General features: G+C 43.3%; 16 protein-coding genes and 1 other RNA gene. 8 read left to right on the top strand and 9 right to left on the bottom strand.

The genetic code is table 11. From position 1 onward, the window contains the following. Nucleotides 1-52: 52 nt before the first annotated feature. Nucleotides 53-1,174 (bottom strand): PilT/PilU family type 4a pilus ATPase, encoded by a 1,122-nt coding sequence (locus FTU90_RS03460; protein ID WP_074384137.1) that lies wholly within the window; start codon nucleotides 1,172-1,174, stop codon nucleotides 53-55. Between the two features lie 30 nt (nucleotides 1,175-1,204). Next, nucleotides 1,205-2,242, bottom strand: coding sequence for a type IV pilus twitching motility protein PilT (locus tag FTU90_RS03455; RefSeq protein WP_004279279.1), 1,038 nt, complete (start codon nucleotides 2,240-2,242; stop codon nucleotides 1,205-1,207). Nucleotides 2,243-2,365: 123 nt separating this feature from the next. Here FTU90_RS03455 and FTU90_RS03450 point away from each other — a divergent pair, with 123 nt between their 5' ends. Further along, complete coding sequence (locus FTU90_RS03450; protein ID WP_159138479.1) at nucleotides 2,366-3,052, top strand: YggS family pyridoxal phosphate-dependent enzyme; 687 nt, start codon at nucleotides 2,366-2,368, stop codon at nucleotides 3,050-3,052. Between the two features lie 33 nt (nucleotides 3,053-3,085). On the opposite strand, the gene FTU90_RS03445 is transcribed toward FTU90_RS03450, so the two are convergent. Genes FTU90_RS03445 through FTU90_RS03435 form a run of 3 tightly spaced genes read right to left on the bottom strand, consistent with a single transcriptional unit; the run spans nucleotide 3,086 to nucleotide 9,068 of the window. Beyond that, nucleotides 3,086-4,189, bottom strand: a complete 1,104-nt coding sequence (locus tag FTU90_RS03445; protein ID WP_159138478.1) for an acyltransferase — start codon at nucleotides 4,187-4,189, stop codon at nucleotides 3,086-3,088. Between the two features lie 5 nt (nucleotides 4,190-4,194). Further along, nucleotides 4,195-7,806 (bottom strand): AAA family ATPase, encoded by a 3,612-nt coding sequence (locus FTU90_RS03440; protein ID WP_159138471.1) that lies wholly within the window; start codon nucleotides 7,804-7,806, stop codon nucleotides 4,195-4,197. Nucleotides 7,807-7,814: 8 nt separating this feature from the next. Continuing rightward, on the bottom strand, nucleotides 7,815-9,068 hold the full coding sequence (locus FTU90_RS03435; protein WP_005096057.1) for an exonuclease SbcCD subunit D C-terminal domain-containing protein: 1,254 nt from the start codon (nucleotides 9,066-9,068) through the stop codon (nucleotides 7,815-7,817). A 468-nt stretch (nucleotides 9,069-9,536) separates the two neighbouring features. On the opposite strand from FTU90_RS03435, the gene FTU90_RS03430 reads away from it, so the two are divergent. Beyond that, nucleotides 9,537-9,998, top strand: coding sequence for an ABZJ_00895 family protein (locus FTU90_RS03430; protein ID WP_005096058.1), 462 nt, complete (start codon nucleotides 9,537-9,539; stop codon nucleotides 9,996-9,998). Between the two features lie 152 nt (nucleotides 9,999-10,150). After that, a complete protein-coding gene (locus FTU90_RS03425; protein ID WP_159138470.1) occupies nucleotides 10,151-11,056 on the top strand; it encodes a TIGR01777 family oxidoreductase in 906 nt (301 codons plus the stop codon). On the opposite strand, the gene thiO is transcribed toward FTU90_RS03425, so the two are convergent. Both thiO and hemB read right to left on the bottom strand, forming a co-directional pair. Continuing rightward, a complete protein-coding gene (gene thiO / locus FTU90_RS03420) occupies nucleotides 11,045-12,172 on the bottom strand; it encodes a glycine oxidase ThiO (RefSeq protein WP_159138469.1) in 1,128 nt (375 codons plus the stop codon). The genes FTU90_RS03425 and thiO overlap by 12 nt on opposite strands. Before the next feature lie 15 nt (nucleotides 12,173-12,187). After that, nucleotides 12,188-13,201, bottom strand: coding sequence for a porphobilinogen synthase (gene hemB, locus FTU90_RS03415; RefSeq protein WP_159138477.1), 1,014 nt, complete (start codon nucleotides 13,199-13,201; stop codon nucleotides 12,188-12,190). Nucleotides 13,202-13,306: 105 nt separating this feature from the next. Between hemB and FTU90_RS03410 the strand changes: the two genes are divergently transcribed. Continuing rightward, nucleotides 13,307-13,804 carry a thioesterase family protein gene (locus FTU90_RS03410; RefSeq protein WP_005172294.1) on the top strand — a complete coding sequence of 166 codons (498 nt, stop codon included), beginning with the start codon at nucleotides 13,307-13,309 and terminating at the stop codon, nucleotides 13,802-13,804. Nucleotides 13,805-13,886: 82 nt separating this feature from the next. Here FTU90_RS03410 and glpK read toward each other — a convergent pair whose 3' ends face one another. Then, entirely contained in the window at nucleotides 13,887-15,362 is a 1,476-nt protein-coding gene (gene glpK, locus FTU90_RS03405; protein WP_159138468.1) for a glycerol kinase GlpK, read from the bottom strand. Nucleotides 15,363-15,492: 130 nt separating this feature from the next. Here glpK and ssrA point away from each other — a divergent pair. Both ssrA and FTU90_RS03395 read left to right on the top strand, forming a co-directional pair. Continuing rightward, nucleotides 15,493-15,851, top strand: a transfer-messenger RNA (tmRNA) gene (ssrA, locus tag FTU90_RS03400). A gap of 183 nt (nucleotides 15,852-16,034) precedes the next feature. Beyond that, complete coding sequence (locus FTU90_RS03395) at nucleotides 16,035-17,171, top strand: tyrosine-type recombinase/integrase (protein ID WP_180071954.1); 1,137 nt, start codon at nucleotides 16,035-16,037, stop codon at nucleotides 17,169-17,171. Nucleotides 17,172-17,219: 48 nt separating this feature from the next. Here FTU90_RS03395 and FTU90_RS03390 read toward each other — a convergent pair whose 3' ends face one another. Further along, entirely contained in the window at nucleotides 17,220-18,275 is a 1,056-nt protein-coding gene (locus FTU90_RS03390) for a hypothetical protein (RefSeq protein ID WP_180071953.1), read from the bottom strand. 1,018 nt (nucleotides 18,276-19,293) lie between these two features. Between FTU90_RS03390 and FTU90_RS03385 the strand changes: the two genes are divergently transcribed. Then, nucleotides 19,294-20,268 carry a hypothetical protein gene (locus FTU90_RS03385; RefSeq protein WP_180071952.1) on the top strand — a complete coding sequence of 325 codons (975 nt, stop codon included), beginning with the start codon at nucleotides 19,294-19,296 and terminating at the stop codon, nucleotides 20,266-20,268. A gap of 23 nt (nucleotides 20,269-20,291) precedes the next feature. Continuing rightward, the gene (locus FTU90_RS03380; protein WP_131270959.1) at nucleotides 20,292-21,242 is read left to right on the top strand and encodes a hypothetical protein; all 951 of its coding nucleotides are present in this window, start codon (nucleotides 20,292-20,294) and stop codon (nucleotides 21,240-21,242) included. Nucleotides 21,243-21,413 lie beyond the last annotated feature (171 nt).

Genomic DNA, 21,413 nt, shown 5'->3' with positions numbered 1-21,413 from the left:
AAAAAAAAACAGGCTTCGATTGAAGCCTGTTTTTTTTATGTGTTCAATCTGATCAGGACTGGCCATCAAAGGTGATATTGGAATGTGCACGTAATAAATGACTGCCGCCTTCTTCTGCCAGTTTGATTTGCAGACGTAAGTCATTGGGTGAATCCGCATGTTTCAGCGCATCTTTATAGCTGATCTGCTTGGCCTTATACAGGTCATACAGTGCCTGGTCGAAGGTTTGCATGCCCAGTTCACGGGAACGCTTCATCAGGTCCTTGATCTCATGCACATCACCTTTACGGATCAGGTCAGCAATCAGGGGGGAGTTAATCAGAATCTCAATCGCGGCACGACGACCATTGCCATCGATGGTTGGGATCAGTTGCTGTGCCACAATGGCTTTCATGTTCAGTGACAAGTCCATGAACAGCTGGTTATGCCGGTCTGCTTCAAAGAAATGAATGATCCGGTCAATGGCCTGGTTGGCGTTGTTAGCGTGCAGGGTCGCAAAGACCAGATGACCAGTTTCGGCAAAGGCAATCGCATAATCCATGGTTTCACGCGAACGAATCTCACCAATCAGAATCACGTCCGGTGCCTGACGTAAGGTGTTTTTCAGGGCAATTTCAAAGGAATCGGTATCAATCCCGACTTCACGCTGGGTGATGATACAGCCTTTATGCTGGTGAACGAATTCGATCGGATCTTCAATGGTAATGATATGACCTTTGGAATTTTCATTGCGATAACCGACCAGCGAGGCCAGCGAAGTTGATTTACCGGTACCGGTTGCCCCGACAAAAATAATGATGCCGCGTTTGGTCATCGCCAGTTCTTTTAGAATCGGCGGTAATTTGAGTTCATCCATGGTTGGAATCACGGTTTCAATCCGACGTAACACCATACCCGGCTGATCACGCTGCTGAAAGGCACTGACACGGAAGCGGGCACTTTTATCCGGTGTACTGATGGCAAAGTTACATTCACGCGTGTCTGCAAATTCTTTACGCTGCTTGTCACTCATGATGGAATGGAGCAGTTGTCCTACTGCCGCGCCGGGTAATTTTATCGAACCAATCGGTAAAATCTGCCCGTTAATCTTGATTGAAGGTTCGACATCGGCTGTAATGAACAGATCCGATGCTTTTTTCTCCACCATATAATCGAGTAAGCCGTTAAAATCCATGTATAAAAACCCCAATACAATTAATTTTTCTTATAAGAATGCTTCTGGCTGTTTGGCTGCAGTACGTGCCACTTGCGGGCTGATGAGACCTTTAGATACCAGGGTTTTCAGAGTCTGATCCAGTGTGGTCATGCCATAGTTGGCACCGGTCTGAATCGCAGAATACATTTGTGCGACTTTATTTTCACGAATCAGGTTACGGATTGCAGGAATACCAATCATGATTTCATGCGCTGCAACACGTCCGCCGCCATTTTTCTTTAATAGGGCCTGTGAAACCACAGCCTGCAATGATTCCGATAACATGGCACGAACCATATCTTTTTCTTCGGCAGGGAATACGTCAATCACACGGTCAATGGTTTTGGCCGCAGAGGTGGTATGCAGGGTGCCAAACACCAGGTGACCAGTTTCTGCCGCAGTTAAGGCCAGACGGATGGTTTCAAGGTCACGCATCTCACCGACCAGAATAATATCAGGGTCTTCACGCAGTGCGGAACGCAGGGCTTCATTAAAGCCATGCGTATCACGATGCACTTCACGCTGGTTGATCAGGCATTTCTTGGATTGATGCACAAATTCGATTGGATCTTCGACGGTCAGAATATGGTCATAACGGTTGTCGTTAATATAATCCAGCATCGCCGCCAAGGTGGTTGATTTACCCGACCCGGTTGGCCCTGTGACCAGTACCAGACCACGCGGATATTCACAGATGTCTTTAAAAATCTGTCCCATGCCCAGATCTTCAAGGGTCAGAACTTTGGATGGAATGGTACGGAATACTGCACCGGCACCACGGTTCTGGTTAAATGCGTTGACACGGAAACGGGCCACACCGGGTACTTCAAAAGAAAAGTCAGTTTCCAGATTTTCTTCAAAATCACGGCGCTGTTTATCGTTCATGATGTCATAAACAAGTTTATGTACTTCTTTATGTTCTAATGCTGGCAGGTTGATACGACGAACTTCCCCATCGACACGAATCATTGGCGGTAAGCCTGCAGACAAGTGTAAATCCGACGCACCATTTTTAGCAGAAAATGCCAACAATTCTGTGATATCCATAAGGTCCCCGAGTTCATTAAAATGTTAATTATTTTGATAGAATAATAAGGCTTTCCCACAGCTTAACCAACCCTTAGTTTATGGGCAAGGGAAAAAAAGATGAATGAAATGAGAACCCCATCAATGAATATGTTGCAACAGTCACGAAATCGGGTTTTAGCGCAAATTGAAACAGCCTGTGCTCAGGCCGGTCGTGAGCCAGATTCGGTGCAACTGCTGGCCGTTTCCAAGACCCAGCCGAGTGCAGTACTGGCTGATATGTATCAGGCGGGACAACGTGCCTTTGGCGAAAACTATTTGCAGGAAGCGCTGGAAAAAATTACGGCTCTAAAAGACTTGGAAATTGAATGGCATTTTATTGGCCATGTACAGCGTAACAAGACCAAACATCTGGCAGAAAATTTTGCCTGGGTGCATGGGGTGGATCGTCTGATTATTGCCGAGCGTTTATCCAATCAGCGTAGAGAAGATCAGCTCGCGCTGAATATCTGTCTTCAGGTCAATATTGATGCTCAGGATACGAAAGATGGTTGCCAACCGGAAGAAGTTACTGATTTAGTTAGACAAATCAGCCAACTGCCAAATGTGCGCTTACGTGGCTTGATGGTGATTCCAGCGCCGGGCAATCCTCAAGCTTTCATCGAGGCTAAAGCTTTATTTGATAGGGTGAAAGCTCAGCATGCGCATCCTGAAGATTGGGATACTTTAAGTATGGGCATGTCGGCCGATATGCAGGCTGCAATTGCTGCCGGTTCCAGCATGGTGCGTGTCGGCACGGCATTATTTGGTGCACGTCCTCAAAAGGATTAACAGGCGTTGTCGGGTTATTTTGAAAAAGTATGATTAAGCGTTATTCGATAACGCTTTTTTTCTTTGTGGCTCCAGCCATTTTGCCATGAGCCAGGCAAAGACAATCAGGCTGCCCATACTGCCGAGCAAGGCTAAAACAGCGCCGCCCAGACCATAAGCCAAGGTTGCCGGAACACAGCCCAGAATAAACAGCAGCAAAGGGAAATGGGTTACATACAAGGTATAGGAAAAATCAGCGGATTGTACCCAGACCGGATTGTAGTGACTGCGCTGCTGCTGGAGTTGTACCAGCCAGCAGCTAAATGCTAGGCCGATACAGAAATTAAAGAGAGTAAAATTTGCAGCGCGATATTGTCGGGCTTGATCGACGATATGAAACTGGTAAGCATCAATGCAGGCGATTAGAAATGCCAAGCCAAATAACCCCAGTTTAAGCACTTGTAACCGGTTTAGAAAATGTCGCTGGATATGACGAAATGAACAGGCAAAGGCCATCAGCCAGACCAGAAAATAAATAAAAAACTGAATATTCAGGATGGATAAAACGATTAAAACACTAAGAAAGCCGATTTTGGCTATTTCTGAATCTTTGAAAAAAGGCAGAAATCCGGCCAAGACATAGAACCAGACTTCATAACTCAGGCTCCAGAGCGGGGCATTGGCTGAAACTGTAGGCGTGATGAAGCCATTCAAAAACAGCAGAGCGCCAATAAAATCACCTGAATCGAGACCATAGTCAGTCCGGATCATCATGCCAAAACTGTTTTGAAAGGCATGGCTTTGAGTGGCAAAGAGTAGTGGTGCCAACAGATACAACAACAGGCTCAGAGCCATGGCAAACAGAAAGGGTGGCAAAATCCTGCGATAACGCTGTTGGGTATAACGGCGCAGATTGAACTGACCATGCTGATGAATATTGTGCTGGATCGAATAGCCAATCAGATAACCACTCAGAACAAAGAAAATCATGACCGCGGCCTGACCAAGCAGGCGCACCCATGAATACAGGCTGAGGTCAAAAGGGGCGATAAAGGCCTGAAAGCAATGCGTGAACAGTACAACAATGGCACTGATGCCCCGTAGGCTCTCGAGCTGTAAGCTGAAATAGGGCGAGAGCTTGTCTGGGGCAGGGTGCATCATTGTCAACCTATAATCTGAATGGTACTGGCGCCAGCACCGACTGGCTTGACCTGAATCTGTACTGGAATCCGTTCATGCATTTCCTGCACATGCGAGATTAAGACCACTTTACGACCCTGACTTTGTAAATGATCCAGTGCATTCATCACCATATGTAATGAGGCTGGATCTAAAGTACCAAAGCCTTCATCAATAAATAGCGATTCCAGTTTCATCGAACCGGAAGCCATATTGGCAATCGCCAGTGCCAAGGCCAGAGAAACCAGAAAGGTTTCTCCGCCAGATAAAGACAAGACCGGACGTACTTCGCTGTTCATGTCCAGATCAATAATCGCCAGACTCAGGCTGTCTGGAATACGGTGCAACTGATAGCGCGGTGCCAGCGGTTGCAGTTGTTGGTTGGCGTATTCCACCAAGATATCCAGATGATGTTCCTGAGCAATTTTCTGGAACTTGGTACCTTCCTTATGTCCGATTAAATCGTAGATACGGCCCCAGCGATATTCTTCGGCTTTGACCTGTTCAATCTGTTGCTGATATTTGGCATAGGTATTTTGATTATTGGCATTCATACGCAGTTTGGTATCAATCTCATTGAAGCTGTTTTGTTGCTCGGTTTTTTCCTGTGCCAAACTATTTAAATGTGCTTCCACTTCCTCAAAAGCAAGTTCAGGCTGTTGCTGGAGATGCTTCTGGTATTGATCTTCCAGCGTTTGCCAGGCAATTTTGGCATTTTCCAGTGCTTGATGTTGTGCCTGTAATTGCTGCCGGATTTGCTGATGTTCACTCAGACCAATGGTCAGACATTGTTGGATCAGTTCCGCATTAAAATGTCGATGCAGATTTTGCCATGTACGGATGGCCTGATCAGATTGTGCCTGCTGTTGAGTTAGCTGTTGCATTTGGGTCAGCAAAGCCTGCTGTTTAAGCAAAGCCTGATGCAGAGCTTGCTCATGCTGTTCATATACCTGACGTTGTGCTTGAAGCTGGCTATCAAGCGCTTTTAACTGGGTATCCAGTTGCAGTCGCCATTCTGCTGCCAGCTTATAGGTCTGACCGGCATGTTGTTCGGTCAGCTGATTGAGTTGCTGACGTAAGTCTTTGCCTTGTTCAAGCAAATAATGGGTCTCGGCCTGTATTTGCGTATGCCGCTGCTCATGTAGCTGAAGTTGCTGTTGAGCCTGATTCAGTTGCTGCTTGAAACCTTGTAGCTCCTGTTCCGCAGTTTTGACTTGATTGACAAGATGTAATCGCTGCTGCAAATGTTGTTGCAGCTGGGTACAGGCAGCAGGCGCATTCTTATGCCAAGCGAGCTGCTGTGCTTCGGGCAGTACTGTAAGAACTGGCTCAATCAGTTGATCCAGTTGCAGCATTTTTTGCAGACTCAGTTGTAAGCTGTCGAGTTGCTGTTGCTGTTGTCGCCAGTTTTGCCAAGTCTGTTGCAGGATTTTGAACTGTTCGTTTGCCTGAGTGTGTTGCTGTTGCCATTGGCCAAGCTGTGTTTGCAGGGGATGGAGCAACTGAGCTGAATGATCAGGATTGGCTGGCTCAAGTCCTAACTCTTTTAAGTTTTGTTGTAATGTCTGGTGCTGTTCATTCAGTATCCGTTCAATGTGGATTAAACGCTGTTGTTTTTGCTCAAGGAGCATCTTGATTTTGGATTGTTGAATCTGGGTTGCTTTTAAATCATCTTTAAGCTGATTCAGTTGTTGTTGTGCCTGTTGCAGCTGTTGATCTTGCAGCTGGTTTAGCGCTGTGTCTAATAATGCTTGATGTTGGACAAACGGATGCTGTTGGCTGCCACAGACCATACAGGCTTCATCAGGTTTGAGCTGCGCGCGCAGTTCCTGCACGCTTTGGGTTTGCAGCAGGCGCTGTTGCTGCAGCATATTTTGTAGTTGTTCAAATTCCTGTTCGGTGTTGCTGACTATTTGCTGCAGTTGAATTTCCGTATGTTCAAGCTGGGTTAATTCTGTCTGTGCATGCGCTACGTCTTGTTTGAGTTGCTGTTGTTCGGCTTCCTGTTCCGCTAGACGTGCCACGTGCTGGATCAAGCCTTCCAGTTTAAGCAGTTGAGTCGTGCTCTGTTGCTGTACAGTCTGCTGCTGCTGAAGCTGTTGTTCCAATTGGGCTTGATTGCCAAATTGTTGCTGCAAACTTTCGATTTGTTGAGCCAGCTGCTGCCGGGAATGTTCCAGTTCAGTACGCGATTGAGAGAGTACTGCCGGCGCCTGTTGCTGCATCTGTTGATACAGCTTTTGATAGTCTTGCAGTCGTTGCAGTGTACTTTGTGGTTCCAGATCAAACACGGCAAGATCAGCCTGCTGTTCAAGTTGCGTCAGGCGTTGCTGTTGCTGCTCGGCAGCAGATGCGAGTTGCTGTTTCGATGATTCAATCTGTTGTTGCAAGGGTTGGATATACTGCTGTGCATAGTCCAATAAATCTGCTGATTTTTTCTTATAGTCATTGCCGACCAGATGCATCTCATGATCCAGTTTTAGACCTTGTTCCAGATGCGGCTGCATGGCATGCATATGTTGAACCTGGGCCTGCTGTTGTTGCTGGATCTGAGCAAGTTGTGCAAATTCAGTATCACGTTGCTGTTGTACCTGTTGCAGCTGCTGTTCGAATGATTGTTGTTGTATCGTAAGCTGCCGTTGCTGCGTGAGCATTTGATTCTGCTGGATAAACTGTTCGCGAATGCCCTGAAACTGATCCAAATGAACCAGCAACTGCTTTTGTGCGGTCAGCTTCTGATTGGCATCCAGCTGTACATCGTAAATTTCTTTTTTGGCCTGAATTTCAGTATATAAAGCATGTTTCTGCCGATGCCATTTTAGGTCATTTTCTAGTAATTTTTCACTTTGGTTAAAATGCTCAAGTATCTGGTTGAAGGCAGTATGTTGCTGTTGCAGCTGGGCAATATCGTCTTCGGATAATAATTCCAGATGACCGAGCCAGTTTTCCAGTTCATGGCGCTTTTGTCGAACCTGACTATGCTTTTCCGCTGCTTTTTTACTGACCTCACTGAAAATCTGCGAATTGGTCAGATATTCCAGCAAGTCTGCACGTTCATGATCTTTGGCTTTTAAAAATGCGCCAACTTCCGACTGCGCCAGCAGTACCGCGCGGGTAAACTGTTCAAAGCTCAGGCCCAGCAGTTTTTCAATTAAGGGAGTAACTTCAGATATTTTTTGCGTTAGCGTCGTATCATCATCGATGCACTTGATATAACGATCTACTTTTAGATTGCCATCGACTTTCTGACGTGCCCGGCGAATCTCCCAGCGTGCTGTATAGCGTTTGCTATCCAGTGCAATAAACTCCAGCTCGGCAAAACCATGCACGCAGCCACGGCGTAGAATATTCTTGGAGTCTTTAATCGAAACATCCTGACCGCCGGCATCTTTCAGGCTGCCAGTCGCACCTTTTAGACGTGGAATTTCGTTATAGAGCGCCAGACACATGGCATCGAGCAGGGTCGATTTTCCAGCCCCGGTTTTTCCAGTGATCGCAATCAGGCCGGCATGTGTTAAAGGACTGGATTCAAAATCAATATGATGGGTGCCGGTGAGGGAGGCCAGATTGTTGAGACTCAAACGTAAAATTTTCATGGCCGATCCTAGGCTTGTTGTTTCTGAGCAAGTTCGTGCTGGGCTTCAACCAGAAGTTGCTGAAAATCCTGTTGTACAGAATGATCATGTTCATAGCCCATTTTTTTCCAGATATTCAAAAACAGCGATTCCGGCGTCGGTGGTGCCAGATCAATTTTCGAATCTCCTTGCGTATGTTCGGCCTGTTGCTGATAAATCCGGCTGATGCGCAGCAAGCGGTAACGGTTGGTGGGTAAAGCCAGTTCAATTTGCTGGCGTAAATCGACTGGTGGCGGCGCATCGGTGGTGTATTCTATTTCCAGAAAATGTCGTGCCGACAGTTGTTCGATTTCTCCGGCAGGCAAGGCCTGAAGTTTAGCAATTAAATCTTCCAGCTTTTCCCGAATCCGGAACAGCTCGACGGTGCGTGGCACTTTTAGAACATCGTATTGAAAGCGCTGTTCCGGGCTTTGCTCAGGATCAATTCTGACCTCAACCACCTGATGTTGATAGTTGATTTCACTAAATGACAGCGGAATCGGTGAGCCACTATAACGGATATGCGGCTGACCAACTTTTTGTGGTTTATGCAGATGACCGAGTGCGACATAATCAATCACTTCATCAAACAGCGCCGTCGAGAGCGCTTCTTCATTACCGACAATAATTGGCCGTTCCGAGTCGGAAGTTTCGCCACCTTGCATATGTGCATGCGACATTAGAATCAGAGCTTGATGCGGCTGTTTACGGGCCTTGGCTTCGGCAATCAGTTGTTGATGCAGATAGCTAATCGCATTCTGGCTATTGCTGGTATGTTCATTCAGCCCGGTAATTTCGGCACTGCGTAAATAGGGCAGGGTCAGACACCAGGCGATAATATTTTTATCCTGATCATAAATCGGAATCAGCAAGCGATCTAGATTCAGGGTGTTTTCTGCGGTTCGGCCCACAATTCCCACAGCTTTGGCATTGAATTTAGACAGAAAAGGTTCAACCTGCTCAATCCGGTAACCGGAATCATGGTTGCCGGCAATCATCAAAGTCTGCATATGCGGGGCCAGATCATGTGCATCGGCCAGAAACTGATACAGTTGCTTTTGCGCACTTGAGGCTGGATTGATCACATCAAAAATATCACCGGCAATCAACAAGGCATGCGGCTGTTTTGTTTTAATTTGATCGAGCAACCAAGTCAAAAACTGGGCATGTTCAAATTCACGGTCATGGTTATGGAAAAATTGCCCCAGATGCCAATCGGAAGTGTGAAGAAAATGAACTGCCATGTAGATGAACCCTGAAATGTCTGCCTTGCTACTATAGGAAAAAGCTGAGGGGAAAATCTACTTAAAAAAGATATTTCAGCGAATTGTTGCTGATGTCAGGCTGAATTTATTTTAATCAGTAGGCAAAATGGCAGGATAGTCATGTCTAAATCACCCAGTCTTGAACAGTCATGCAATTCATCAGGCTGAAAAATCGGAATTTTAAAAAATAAAAACCGACGATTCGAGTGATGTGAAATCGTCGGTCAAATTTGTGTTACATGAAGATTTTGGCTGCTATTCAAAATTTCCCTGTACACTGGACTTATTGCTTTAGCTCTAAGGTCAGCAAAAATTCGTGGATGCCAGTCCAAATTTTTGTACCTTGTACCCTATATAACGTCACCTTCTGGCCGATGGTTGACAATAAAATGAAAAAAAACCTGTTTTTTTTTATACTAGCTTGATGAATGTCACCGAGTGATTCCTATGTTGCCTTTAACCCGTTATTTTATCTGGTTTTTTATTATCTGCTTTATTTTTACCTGCATTTGCGGGGTGCTGGCAGCACTGATGCCAACGGGGATGGGCGCCGTACTGACGGTTGTTCCTTATCTGGTAGCCATGATCTGGATCTTATTTAAGTTTTTAAAACAGCAAAAACGTGCCCCAACGCAGTCGGAACGTAAAAAATTCACTTTGGGGTTTAGTCTGATTTATTGGGGCTATAACCTGCTATTTCTGTTACTTGGTATTCTGATTGCTACGCGCTCTAATCCAAATGCTTGGCAGGACTTTTTGCTATATCTACAGCAGCCACAATTTATAAGTATTGTGCTGATCATGTTCTTGCTGATCGCGATTCCGTTATATCTATTGACTTACTGGTTCTATGGCAAGCAGGCACAGCGTATGGCAGATCAAATGTTTGGCAATTCGCCGCAGGCCTGATAGGTAGGTGGCTTTATGACGATTGATCTTGATAGATTGATCGCATCAGGCAGGATACAAATTCACCACGACAAAGAGGGCATTGATTGAAAAACCCCAGAATAAGTTGCGTATAATTTAAATAGAAAAAATAACAGGGCTAAGAATGACTTATGGATAAACCTGTAGTGTTGGTGACCGGAGCGAGTGGTTTTATTGGCAGTCATCTGGTGCGTTTTTTATTGGAACGTGATTATCGGGTGATTGGGCTGACCCGCCGCAAGAATCAATCTGAACCGCATCCAGATTTTCACTGGATTAACCAGCTGGATGAATTAAAACAGCCTCAGATTGATTATGTGATTAATCTGGCTGGCGAAAGCATCGGTCAGGGACGCTGGACAGCAGCGCGTAAAAAGCAATTGCTGGATAGCCGTTTAGACACCACCAAACAGTTATTTGACTATTTAGAAAAATACCAGATCAAACCGAAACGGATTATTTCAACCTCAGCCGTTGGTTATTATGGTATTGACCCGAGTGAGTGCTGGGAGCAGGTCTGTACGGAACAAAGCCCGCCACAAGATATTTTTATGTCTGAGCTCTGTGCGAAGTGGGAACAACTGGCTTTGTCCTATAGCAGTCAGAACACCAAAATTGTTCGCTTTGCTGTGGTCTTCGGCAAAGGTGGTGGAATTCTGCCGCAGATGTTATTGCCGATTAAACTGAATCTGTTCGGGCGGATTGGTCATGGGCGTCAGCCAGTCACTTGGGTGCATTTAGAAGATGTATTGCGTGCGATTGAATTCTTGATGCTTGAAACGACGACCGGGCAGATTTTTAATGTGGTTGCTCCGGAAAAAGTCAGTCAGGCACAGTTTGCCCGGACTGCTGCACAGCTACTGAAACGCAAACCTTTACTGCCACTGCCAGCATGCAGCTTGAAAATGATGCTGGGAGAACAATCGCAACTGGTTTTAAACGGTCAGTATGTACAGCCTCAAGCTTTACAGGATGCGGGATTTCAGTTTGATTATCCAACCTTGAAAGAAGCGCTGCATAATATCCTAAAGCACTAAGCGACCTGGCTCCAATAGATGGGCCGGAGCATAGGGCTGTGGATCTACAATGGTCGGCGTTTGTTCAAGCATCAATTGAGCAAGTAGCTTGCCTGAGGCTGGGGCCATGCATAAGCCATTGCGGAAATGGCCAAAATTGGCCCAGGCATTTTGCAATTCGGGGATTTTGCCAATATAGGGAATACCATCGGGTGAGCTGGGTCTTAATCCGGCCCATTGCTTGACCAGCGGAAAATCCGCCAGTTCCGGCACCATCTCCAGACAAGCCTGTAGAATATCTTGCCGGATTTCAGCAGAAGGCGAGGTGTCAAAACCGACCTGACGCATACTGGAACCACATACAACATGTCCGTCGCGCCGTGGAATCAGATACATGACCTTGTTCATGCACATGCTCGGTAGCCAGTTTTCTGGGGTTTTAAACAGCAGCATTTGTCCTTGCACCGGTTGCACCGGAATTTCACAGCCAAGCTGTTCTGACCAGCCTGCAGACCATGCGCCTGTGGCGATTACAAACTGATCTGCCTGAAAGTGTTGACCACTTTCACTGGACACACTCGTTACCCAGCCTTGCTGAATATTGAGCTGAGTGATTTTACAGTGCTCTTGCCAGGTGACATGCGGATGCTGTTTTAAATAGCTGATGACCGACTGTAATAGTCGCGGATTGCGGATATTGGCCAGTTCCGGAAAGTAAATCGCCTGTTTGAACTTGCGCTGATCAATTCGGGGATTGATTTGTTGTAGCTGAGTCTGATCAAGCAATTCGGCCTGTTGCTGAGGATCCTGATATTTTCCTGCATAGCACAAGCCAATCTCAAAATCAGCTTCATCAAAAATCAGCATACCACTTTCATGAATCTGGAAATCGATACCGGTCACTGGCTGCAGTTTTTGATTCCAGTCCTGATAGAGCGGTTTGGCATGCCGGGCCAACGTATTGACTGCAGCGGGGTAGCGCCAGGGATACATCGGAGAAAGAATCCCGCCTCCGGCCCAGGACGCAGCCTTCCCGGCAACTTGCTGATCAAAAATCGTGACAGAACATCCCTGTTCAAGCAGTTCCAGCGCCGACATCAACCCGGTGATGCCAGCGCCGATAATGGCGATATGCATTGCGCCGAAATCCTTTTACTTCATGTCTTTCAGTTTAAGCGCAGCTTCTTCGGCAAAGTAAGTCCAGATGCCATCGGCACCGGCGCGGCGGCAGCTCATCAGCGATTCAATAATCACGCTGTCAGATAACCAGCCATTTTGAATGGCAGCGGCCAGCATCGCATATTCACCACTGACCTGATAGACAAAGGTTGGTACACCAAAAGTGTCTTTAACTTCACGGACGATATCCAGATAAGGCATGCCCGGTTTGACAATCACCATGTCTGCGCCTTCCTGAATATCCAGCGCAATTTCATGCAGTGCTTCGGCACGGTTACCGACATCCATCTGGTAATTGTATTTATTGCCACCTTTTAAATTGCTGGCAGAACCGACTGCATCACGGAATGGACCATAGAAGCTGGATGCATATTTGGCTGAATAAGCCATGATTGAGGTATAGATATGCCCATTTTGTTCAAAGGCCTGACGAATTGCACCGATCCGGCCATCCATCATGTCACTTGGGGCAAATACATCTGCGCCTGCTTCGGCATGGCTGAGACCCTGTTTAATCAGACATTCGACCGTTTCATCATTTAAGACATAACCGGTCTCATCAATAATGCCATCCTGACCATGCGTGGTATATGGGTCGAGTGCACCATCAGTAATCAGCACCATTTCTGGCAGTTCTTTTTTTAATAAACGCAAAGTGCGTTGGACCAGACCATCTTCGCGCCAAGCCGCTTCGGCGGTCAGGCTTTTATCTTCTTGTGGTGTGACTGGAAACAGTGCCAGTTTATTGACACCCAGTTCCAGCAGACGCTCTGATTTTTTTAACAGCAAGTCTGCTGACAGGCGCTGGATATTCGGCATACTGGGAATATCTTGACTCTGGTTTTGTCCCGGCAGTACAAATACTGGATAAATCAGGTGATCTGCACTGATATGCGTTTCACGTACCATAGAACGTAAATGCTCATTTTTACGAATACGACGCATGCGAGTTGCAGGAAACGCGGGACGATTGAACGTATAGGTCATAAAAATCTCAGCAATCAGTATTAAACTAGGCACCTATTGTAGCCCTAACTGAAATTTTTGGGCATAAATTAGCGGTTTTTTATTGCGGTGGATTTGAGCAGAGTGATGACTAAGACAGAGAAAAGCTGGACAGGTAATATACACTTGGGGGCAAAGGTGGATATTGATGTGGTCTTAAATCAGTTGGTACATGCTTTTAATAGCTCTCCTTTTTTTAAGCATAATGGTATGAGCATGCGGGTGGTGGAAGGCCAGATCGAAGCCTATGTCGAAATGCAGGATTTTATGATTGGTAATGTCGCGTTTCAAATTTTGCATGGCGGTCTTGCGGCCACGGTACTCGATAGTGTCGGTGGAATTGTAGCGATGGGGGAGCTATATAAAAAAGCCGAACCTGAAACCATTGCCGATACCATTAAAAAAGTCTCGCGTTTGGCGACAGTGGATATGCGGGTGGATTATCTGGCACCCGGGCGCGGTAAATATTTTATCGCGCGGGCAGAAACCTTACGTTTGGGGCGTAAGGGCTGCACCATGCGTATGACCATGATCAATGATGAAGATAAGCCAATTGCTACAGCGATTGCATCTTATGCTTATTGAGGGTAAGAGATAGAAAATAAAAAGCACTGTTGAACAGTGCTTTTTTAGCTTTCGACCTTCAGATTGATACAGGTTATAGATCTTATTTGGCCCGATTTAAGGCCTTCTGCCATTTGGCTAAATGAGCTTCACGCTCATCATTTTGCATTTTTGGTTCAAAGGCACGTTCAAGTTGCCAAGACTGCGAAATTTCCTCCAGACTGGAAAATATTCCGGATTTTAATCCGGCCATGGCGGCTGCCCCCCAAGCGGTAGACTCCAGCATTTTCGGACGCAGCACCGGCACATTGAGAATATCTGCCTGAAACTGCATCAGCATGTCATTGCTACTGGCACCGCCATCGACCCGTAATTCTTTTAAAGGGTGGGCAATATCGGATTGCATTGCACTGAGGACATCCGATACCTGAAAAGCGATTGATTCTAAGGCTGCTCGGGCGATATGCGCTTGAGTCGTACCACGAGACATGCCACAGAGCAGGGCACGCGCTTCACTGTCCCAATGCGGTGCGCCAAGTCCGGTAAAGGCCGGAACCAAAACCACGCCGTCGGTATCCTCAACTTTACAGGCCAGTTTTTCGATATCATTGCTTTTTTGAATAATCCCGAGACCATCACGTAGCCATTGCACTACCGCACCCGCCATAAACACGCTGCCTTCCAGTGCATAGGTGGTTTGACCCTGCGCTTGCCAGGCAAGGGTAGAAAGCAGTTTATTCTGACTGAGCTGGATGTCTTGACCGGTATTGAACAGCATAAAACAGCCGGTGCCATAGGTATTTTTTGCGCTCCCCACTTCAAAACAGGATTGACCAAACAGTGCAGATTGCTGATCACCTAGAATACCGGTAATGGGGATATTGGCACCGAGTAAACCTGAAGCGGTGTCAGCGATATAATTATCCGAGGAAATAATTTTTGGTAAGACCGAAGCAGGAATATGAAACAGCTCCAGTAGTTCTTCGTCCCAAGTTTGTTGATGCAGATTCATCAGCATGGTACGGGAAGCATTGCTGGCTTCAATCACATGTTCTGCGCCTTGAGTCAGGTTCCAGATCAGCCAGCTATCGATAGTACCAAAAGCGACATGACCCTGTTCAGCCAGTTCACGTACGCCTTCTACATGCTCCAGAAACCAGACCAATTTTCCTGCACTAAAATAAGGATCAATCCGTAGACCGGTTTTTTGCTGAATTTTGGTCATCCAGCCCTGTTCAATCAGCTGGTTACACCAGTCAGACGTTCGACGGTCTTGCCAGACGATGGCCGGCGCGAGCGGTTTACCATTTCTTCGATCCCAAACCACCGTGGTTTCGCGCTGATTGGTCAGACCAATGGCTTTAATATCTTTGGCGAGAATACGCGCCGTAGCAAGCGCTTGCTGTACCACCGCAATCTGCGTGCTCCAGATTTCCTGAGCATCCTGTTCGACCCAACCTGAATGTGGCGTCTGAATATGGGTTTCACGTTGAGCCGTTGCCTGAATTTGTCCATGTTCATTAAAAATAATAGCCCGACTCGATGTGGTTCCTTGATCTAGGGCCAGTAAATAGCTCATAATTTTTCTGTTATTCGGCTTGAAAAGTAAAATATTAGCGCAATAATGTAATTAAGCGCATCAAGTTGTGTAAATGTTTAGAAAATGCATCGTAATTTTTGACATCTATGCTATGATTGCCTTGTACTTTGGGGGTGTTTCTGGCTTCGACGCTGGTGATGAAACTCATAGATGCATGCCGAGAGCGCATTTTCTCTCGTAAATCAAATTTGCATTTTTTAGTCGCAAACGACGAATCATACGCTCTAGCTGCCTAAGGGCAGCTTGTCCGCCTCTCCGAATACTTGTGGTTAGAGAGTCCGACTGAAGCGCACGCACACAAGTCCGTATAAAGCCAAGCCTCGGGGCTTTGTACTAAACTAAGAGGATCGCGATTTGTATCCTGTTCGTCGGGTCACAAAGAGTTAAAACAATAGACGATATCTAAGCATGTAGTATTCTCGAGCGTAGTGCTGGCGGACGCGGGTTCAACTCCCGCCACCTCCACCAAAATTCTTTCCGAAGTAATCCATCGGAATCTAAAAAAGCCTTTAAACTCAATGTTTAAAGGCTTTTTTTTATGCCTGTTTGTCCGAGTTTATCCGATATGATTTGACCCTATATTTGCTGTTTGTGGGTCAATATTGGGACAATTTGACCCACTAAATAAGTTTAATTACGTGGGACAAAGATATGTCACTTACTGATGTGATGTGTAAAAAAGCACTGCCGCAGGAAAAACAGTACCGCCTTTCTGATATTAATGGTCTGTCTTTACGAATCGATCCGAATGGGAAAAAATATTGGTCTATCCGATATACAGAAAATGGACAAAGGAAGTCAAAAGCATTAGGCATCTATCCTGAGCTGAGTCTAAAGCGTGCTAGAGAGATAGCGCTTGATCTTAGGTATAAACTCAAAAATACGACTGAGGTCGAGCAGGAGCAGCCTTATTTTAAGGAAGTCGCAGAGGATTGGTTCAATAATCAAAAAGAAACCTGGTCATCCAAACATATCAGTAATGTTCGAGCTTCATTGGATGAGCTTTATATTGCTCTTGCTAATAAGCGTATTAACCAAATTCAAGCACCTGAGATTTTGCAAATCATTAAGAAAATTGAGGCCAGAGGCTCGCTTGAAATTGCAAAACGTACCTTGTCTCGTTGTGGCATGGTCATGAAGTACGCAATTGCGCATGGCTATCGTTATGATAATCCGGCAGGTGATCTGGTTTATGCTCTCAAGAACAAAAGAGTCAAAAACTTAGCTTCGCTTACTGCTGCTGAGATGCCTGAGTTTTTAAGGAAGGTTAGAGCATACCCAAGTGATGCTCAAACACATCATGCCATTATTCTGATTATGCTGACAGGCGTTCGGGTTAGTGAGTTGCTGCAAGCACGCTGGGAGGAATTTGATCTAGAAGGACGTAAGTGGGATATCCCTGAAGAGCGTATGAAGAATCGACTTCCACATCGTGTGCCGTTGACGGACATGATGATTACTGAGCTTCAGGCTTTGAGACTTACTCATAATCAGGAACTCCTCTTTCCACATCGTTTAAATAACAAAGAACCTATGCGTAGCGAGTCTATTTTGGCCGTGATCAAACGTTCGGGCTATGCAGGTCGGATGACCACACATGGTTTTAGATCACTATTCAGTACAGTCATAAACGAATCGAATTTGTTTAATCCAGATGCAATTGAACGTCAGCTTGCTCATGTGCCTCAAAATAGAATTCGCTCGGCATATAACCGAGCGCAATATTGGGATGAGCGGGTGAGATTGATGGAGTGGTATGGAGAAATGGTCAGGATTTGGTTGAATTAAAATGAGTAAATATACCAAGGATTGAGCTCCTTGGTATGAGAATTATGCTTAATATTTTGATCTTCCATTTTCATCTAAAATGGTTATTCGATATTTTTCTTCAATCAGATTTTCTAAAATCTGGCTTTCTGTCTTGTTCAGTACTTCACTAAGAGCTTTGAGTTTTCTGTTTGTCTCTTTTGTCAAAGGGAGGTGGTAAGCTTTCTTAGCTTTTCCACTCATTCTAAATTTCTGTTGGGACCATGCTTTTTTTAATTTTAGAATTAATAGCTCTTGATTTGATAATGGAATTGAAGCTATGAGTAAAAAAATGAATTCATAATTATTACATTTTCTCTTGATAGTATTTATATAATGGATTTGATTTAAACAGATTTCAAACTTCAAAGTGTCTTGGAAATAATATAGTATCCATTGAATTTGTTCATGATTTTCTTTATCTATCCATTTATAATTTTTTTTCTTGGTTTTAACTGTTTCATAATAGTTTAGTAAGTTTGATAAGTATTCTTTCTTATGCTTTAAATTTATTTCATATTTATCTAGTAGGAATATAAAAATATCAAAAAGATTGTCAGAATGTTTGATATTGTTTAAATGATTAATTTTTGGAATTATAATGTTCTTTTCATTTAATGTTATAAAATTATTTTTTTTAATTAAGTTTTCATATTTATTTGTTTCTGGAATAAAAATTATTTGGGTGTTTGAATCTAAAAGGGGTTTAGGGAAATAAGTATCTGATAGTTCTTGATAATTGATATTTGTAGAAGGCCTTAAAAGATTTATAATTAAATATGAAATAAGTATATTGTCTTTCTTATCGATTGAATTCAGGAAATCTTCTTCAATTATCATATTTTTAATAAATAGGTGAGTAAACTCAAGCATCTCTTTGGGATTATTTTGCTTTTTGATTTGCTCAATAACATCATTTTTAATCATATCATTGTTAGGGAGACTGACAGGTGGATTTTCCTGAAATACATCTTGTTGTAGGTTAGTTGGATTGCAAGGAAAATAGACCCAAGCAAGTGTAAAGCCTCTTTCTCCAAAATCATTAAAATATTCTTTGTACTGTTTTTCAAAATCTTCATTAAGCATTCTTAAGTACCGTTGTTAAAATTTTAACAAATTATACAGATATTTTGATTTAATTTCATAAAGATTATTTATTTAATAAAGTAGAATTTATGAATAATTTATGTAGATATTCTGTAGAGTTTATAATTATTGATTTATGAAAAAATTATTATAAATCAATATAATTGTCCTTTGATTGTTGGTGGTTTATAGGTGTTTCTTAAAGATCGTGATTTCTTGTAGTTGCGTGGAAAATTTTTATAGAAAATACCCGCGCTTTTGTGTTTATGGATATGCTATATCAGTACCAGTTCTGAAAATTTTCCCAATGTTGCTGCTGTTTCTGGGTATAAGTAATGTATGATTTTTGCCTCGCACTTTGAGTGATAATTTTTCAGAATAATTCTTGTTGAGATTGGGATGCATAAACGTAATTTTTTTCAACATGCAAAATGGAACTAGAGAAGGGAGCGGGAGACAAGACTTGTATTTTTAGAGTAATCTTCAGGTAAGATGGCTTTGGTATTTCTGATGATAAACTTTAACGCTTATATTTATATTTATAAGATATTCAAATTATTTTAAAAAGATCACTGTTTGGGTTAATAAGTGGATATATTGAATTTGAATAGATAAGCTAATTGGGTGTGAAAATTATTTTTAATGATGGCGATCGTGGGTTATTATGTGCAAGAGATTTTTTTAATTTATTTCCTAGTTTTATCTAAAAATCACAGCTAAAAAAATAAGGTGTTATTCTGATTTATATATAAATATGGTAGGAGAACCTATCTAAAATTGTTTTTTTGGGTTATATGTGTGGTGCATATATTTATGATATATAAACAATAAGATATATAAACAATAAGATATATAGACTACTCTATGAAGAAAAGTATTACTACTAATGACTTGGTATCTATTATTCATATCTTTATGTATACAAAGCATAGTACAGCATTAGGCTAAATCTAAGTACTAACATAAAAAAATATACAAAACAGCTTCCTATGATTTTAGTAGTCATAGGAAGTCTGACATGTCAGTTGAAGAAAGATCAGAATCAATTGATTCTTTACAACTCGATATTTTGATTCAAAGTTTTGAACGTGCCTTGAAAAGAGCTTCGTTTAGATGGGAGCAAGATCCTGAATTAGATTATAAGCTGTCTTCTTGGATCAAACCTTGGGTAATTAATTTTGGTACTACATTTCGAGGCTGGTATTGGTTACTCAATCTCCCAGACCGGAGATACTGTCACCGTATCCAAATATTCTCAGACTGCGTCCATGCCTGTTTTGCAGAGTATAGCGACGAGGAACGAATAAAGGTAATCAAGTGTCATGCTTATGGTGATCTCCCTTCTATTCTAATGGAGTTAGCATTAGCCTTAAATAGTAGCCAATACAAGCGTAGGTGTCATGATAATACCTATCAGGTTAAAGTACGTAAAGCTGAACTCAAAAAGAAAATTGAAGATGTTTTGCCGCGGCGTTGTCGAATATTACCTTATCGATTCGAACTGTATTATCGAGAAAAGTTTATAAATGAAATCAGTAGTGTTGAATTTTATCAGCAGCTGAAAGAATTTACTCAAGAAATCCATAATACGACTAATTTTGCTCAACCAGGTAAACAGGATGTCGAAATATTATTCTTTGCCCGTGTAGCAGAACAAGGGGCAAGGGAAGGACATTTTCATGTACATTTTTTAGTGATATTAGATGGGAAGCATCATCCAAATGTACATCGCTTCAGAACAGGAGCAGAAGCACTTTGGATGCGTATTACTGGAGGAAAAGGGTATTTGAGTGATTACCAAGGTGAAACCAGTTATGGTCGACAAAATATTAGTAATCGTGTGATCCAAAACACCGATTCTGTGTTGTTGGACAGTTTATTTGAGTCAGCCTACTACTTAGCTAAAATAGGCACGGAAAGTAATCAACATCAATACCTAAGGATTCGGCCAAAAGGAATGGATGCTTTTGCCTGTAGTCATCACAGAAAATAAAAAAATATGGGGTGGGTACTTCTATGAACAATAATCTTCATGGAGTACCCAACATGATACAGCATCTAGAACATGTCGTGGCAGTTGAGTTGGAACAGACCCTACAACGCTATTATAAGGCCGTACGATTTGACCAAGGTTCGTTAGATCCAGAACTTTGGTACGAACGATTTGCAGAATTGATTCCACAGTTCAAAGGCGTTCTTTATTCTCAGTACGAGTTTGAATTTGATATTTGGCTAAGCTGTTTTATGCTTTGTTATAATCATACCTTACTGGAATTGAAGCTTCGGTACTTGCCAGTGAAAACCGAGCTAGAGTTTCAACAATGCATTCAATTATTGATGCATAAATTGCAACAGCAGTTCTGCAGCGTTAATTTCATTGAACAACTAAAGAAGCGTGGGGATATAGCGGCAAAGAAAAGAGAAGGTGAACTCGAGAAATACCATCAAGTCACGCAATACATGCATGATCAGACGCTGATACAGTTCTTTTGTCGTTATCATCCTGATGTAGTACCTCAAATCTCAATTTTAGCAATGGCTCAGCATCTGAGGACCTTTGAACGGCAATTGAAAACGTTAACAATACAATATGGTCTTATTTACCAATATCGATCCGTCTTGCGAGATTGTGAGCAGCAACAATATGTAGCGGTGTATAGTTTAGCCTTTAACGCTAAACTCATGAATGGATTAGCGAAGGCTCAATTCATCAATTTAATGAACCAGTTATGGCAACAGAGTAGTCAAGGGGATGGCCAATGGATGACAGTTGAATTGATCCATACATGGGAGGATCGTCTGATTGATCCTGTCTGTCTACTCCTCCAGCAAGTTCAAAACTTAGAAATGGAGGATATGATTCAACGCAACTTCAGTCTCATGGGAGGGAAGATTGACGAATTGGTGGTTCGACCTAAAGGGTTTAAGCTGGCTCAAGCTACGATCATGAAAGGATTTAAACTTTAGGGCTTAAAGTTGTTTTGATTCCTTGCAGGTTGATTGCATCCAATGTGACACTTGGTGATAGAGTTATCAATTTAAGAAATCAATTCATGCGATAAAACACAGACAAACAATGACTTGTAATTGAAATCTCCGCAATAAAAAATATCATCAATCAAGATGTTAGCTTGATGA

The organism is Acinetobacter sp. YH12200 (assembly GCF_013418175.1).
In the GTDB taxonomy this organism is placed as follows: domain Bacteria; phylum Pseudomonadota; class Gammaproteobacteria; order Pseudomonadales; family Moraxellaceae; genus Acinetobacter; species Acinetobacter pseudolwoffii.
Note: the sequence above shows the minus strand (reverse complement) of the source record. Positions and strands in the feature narration are given on the sequence as shown.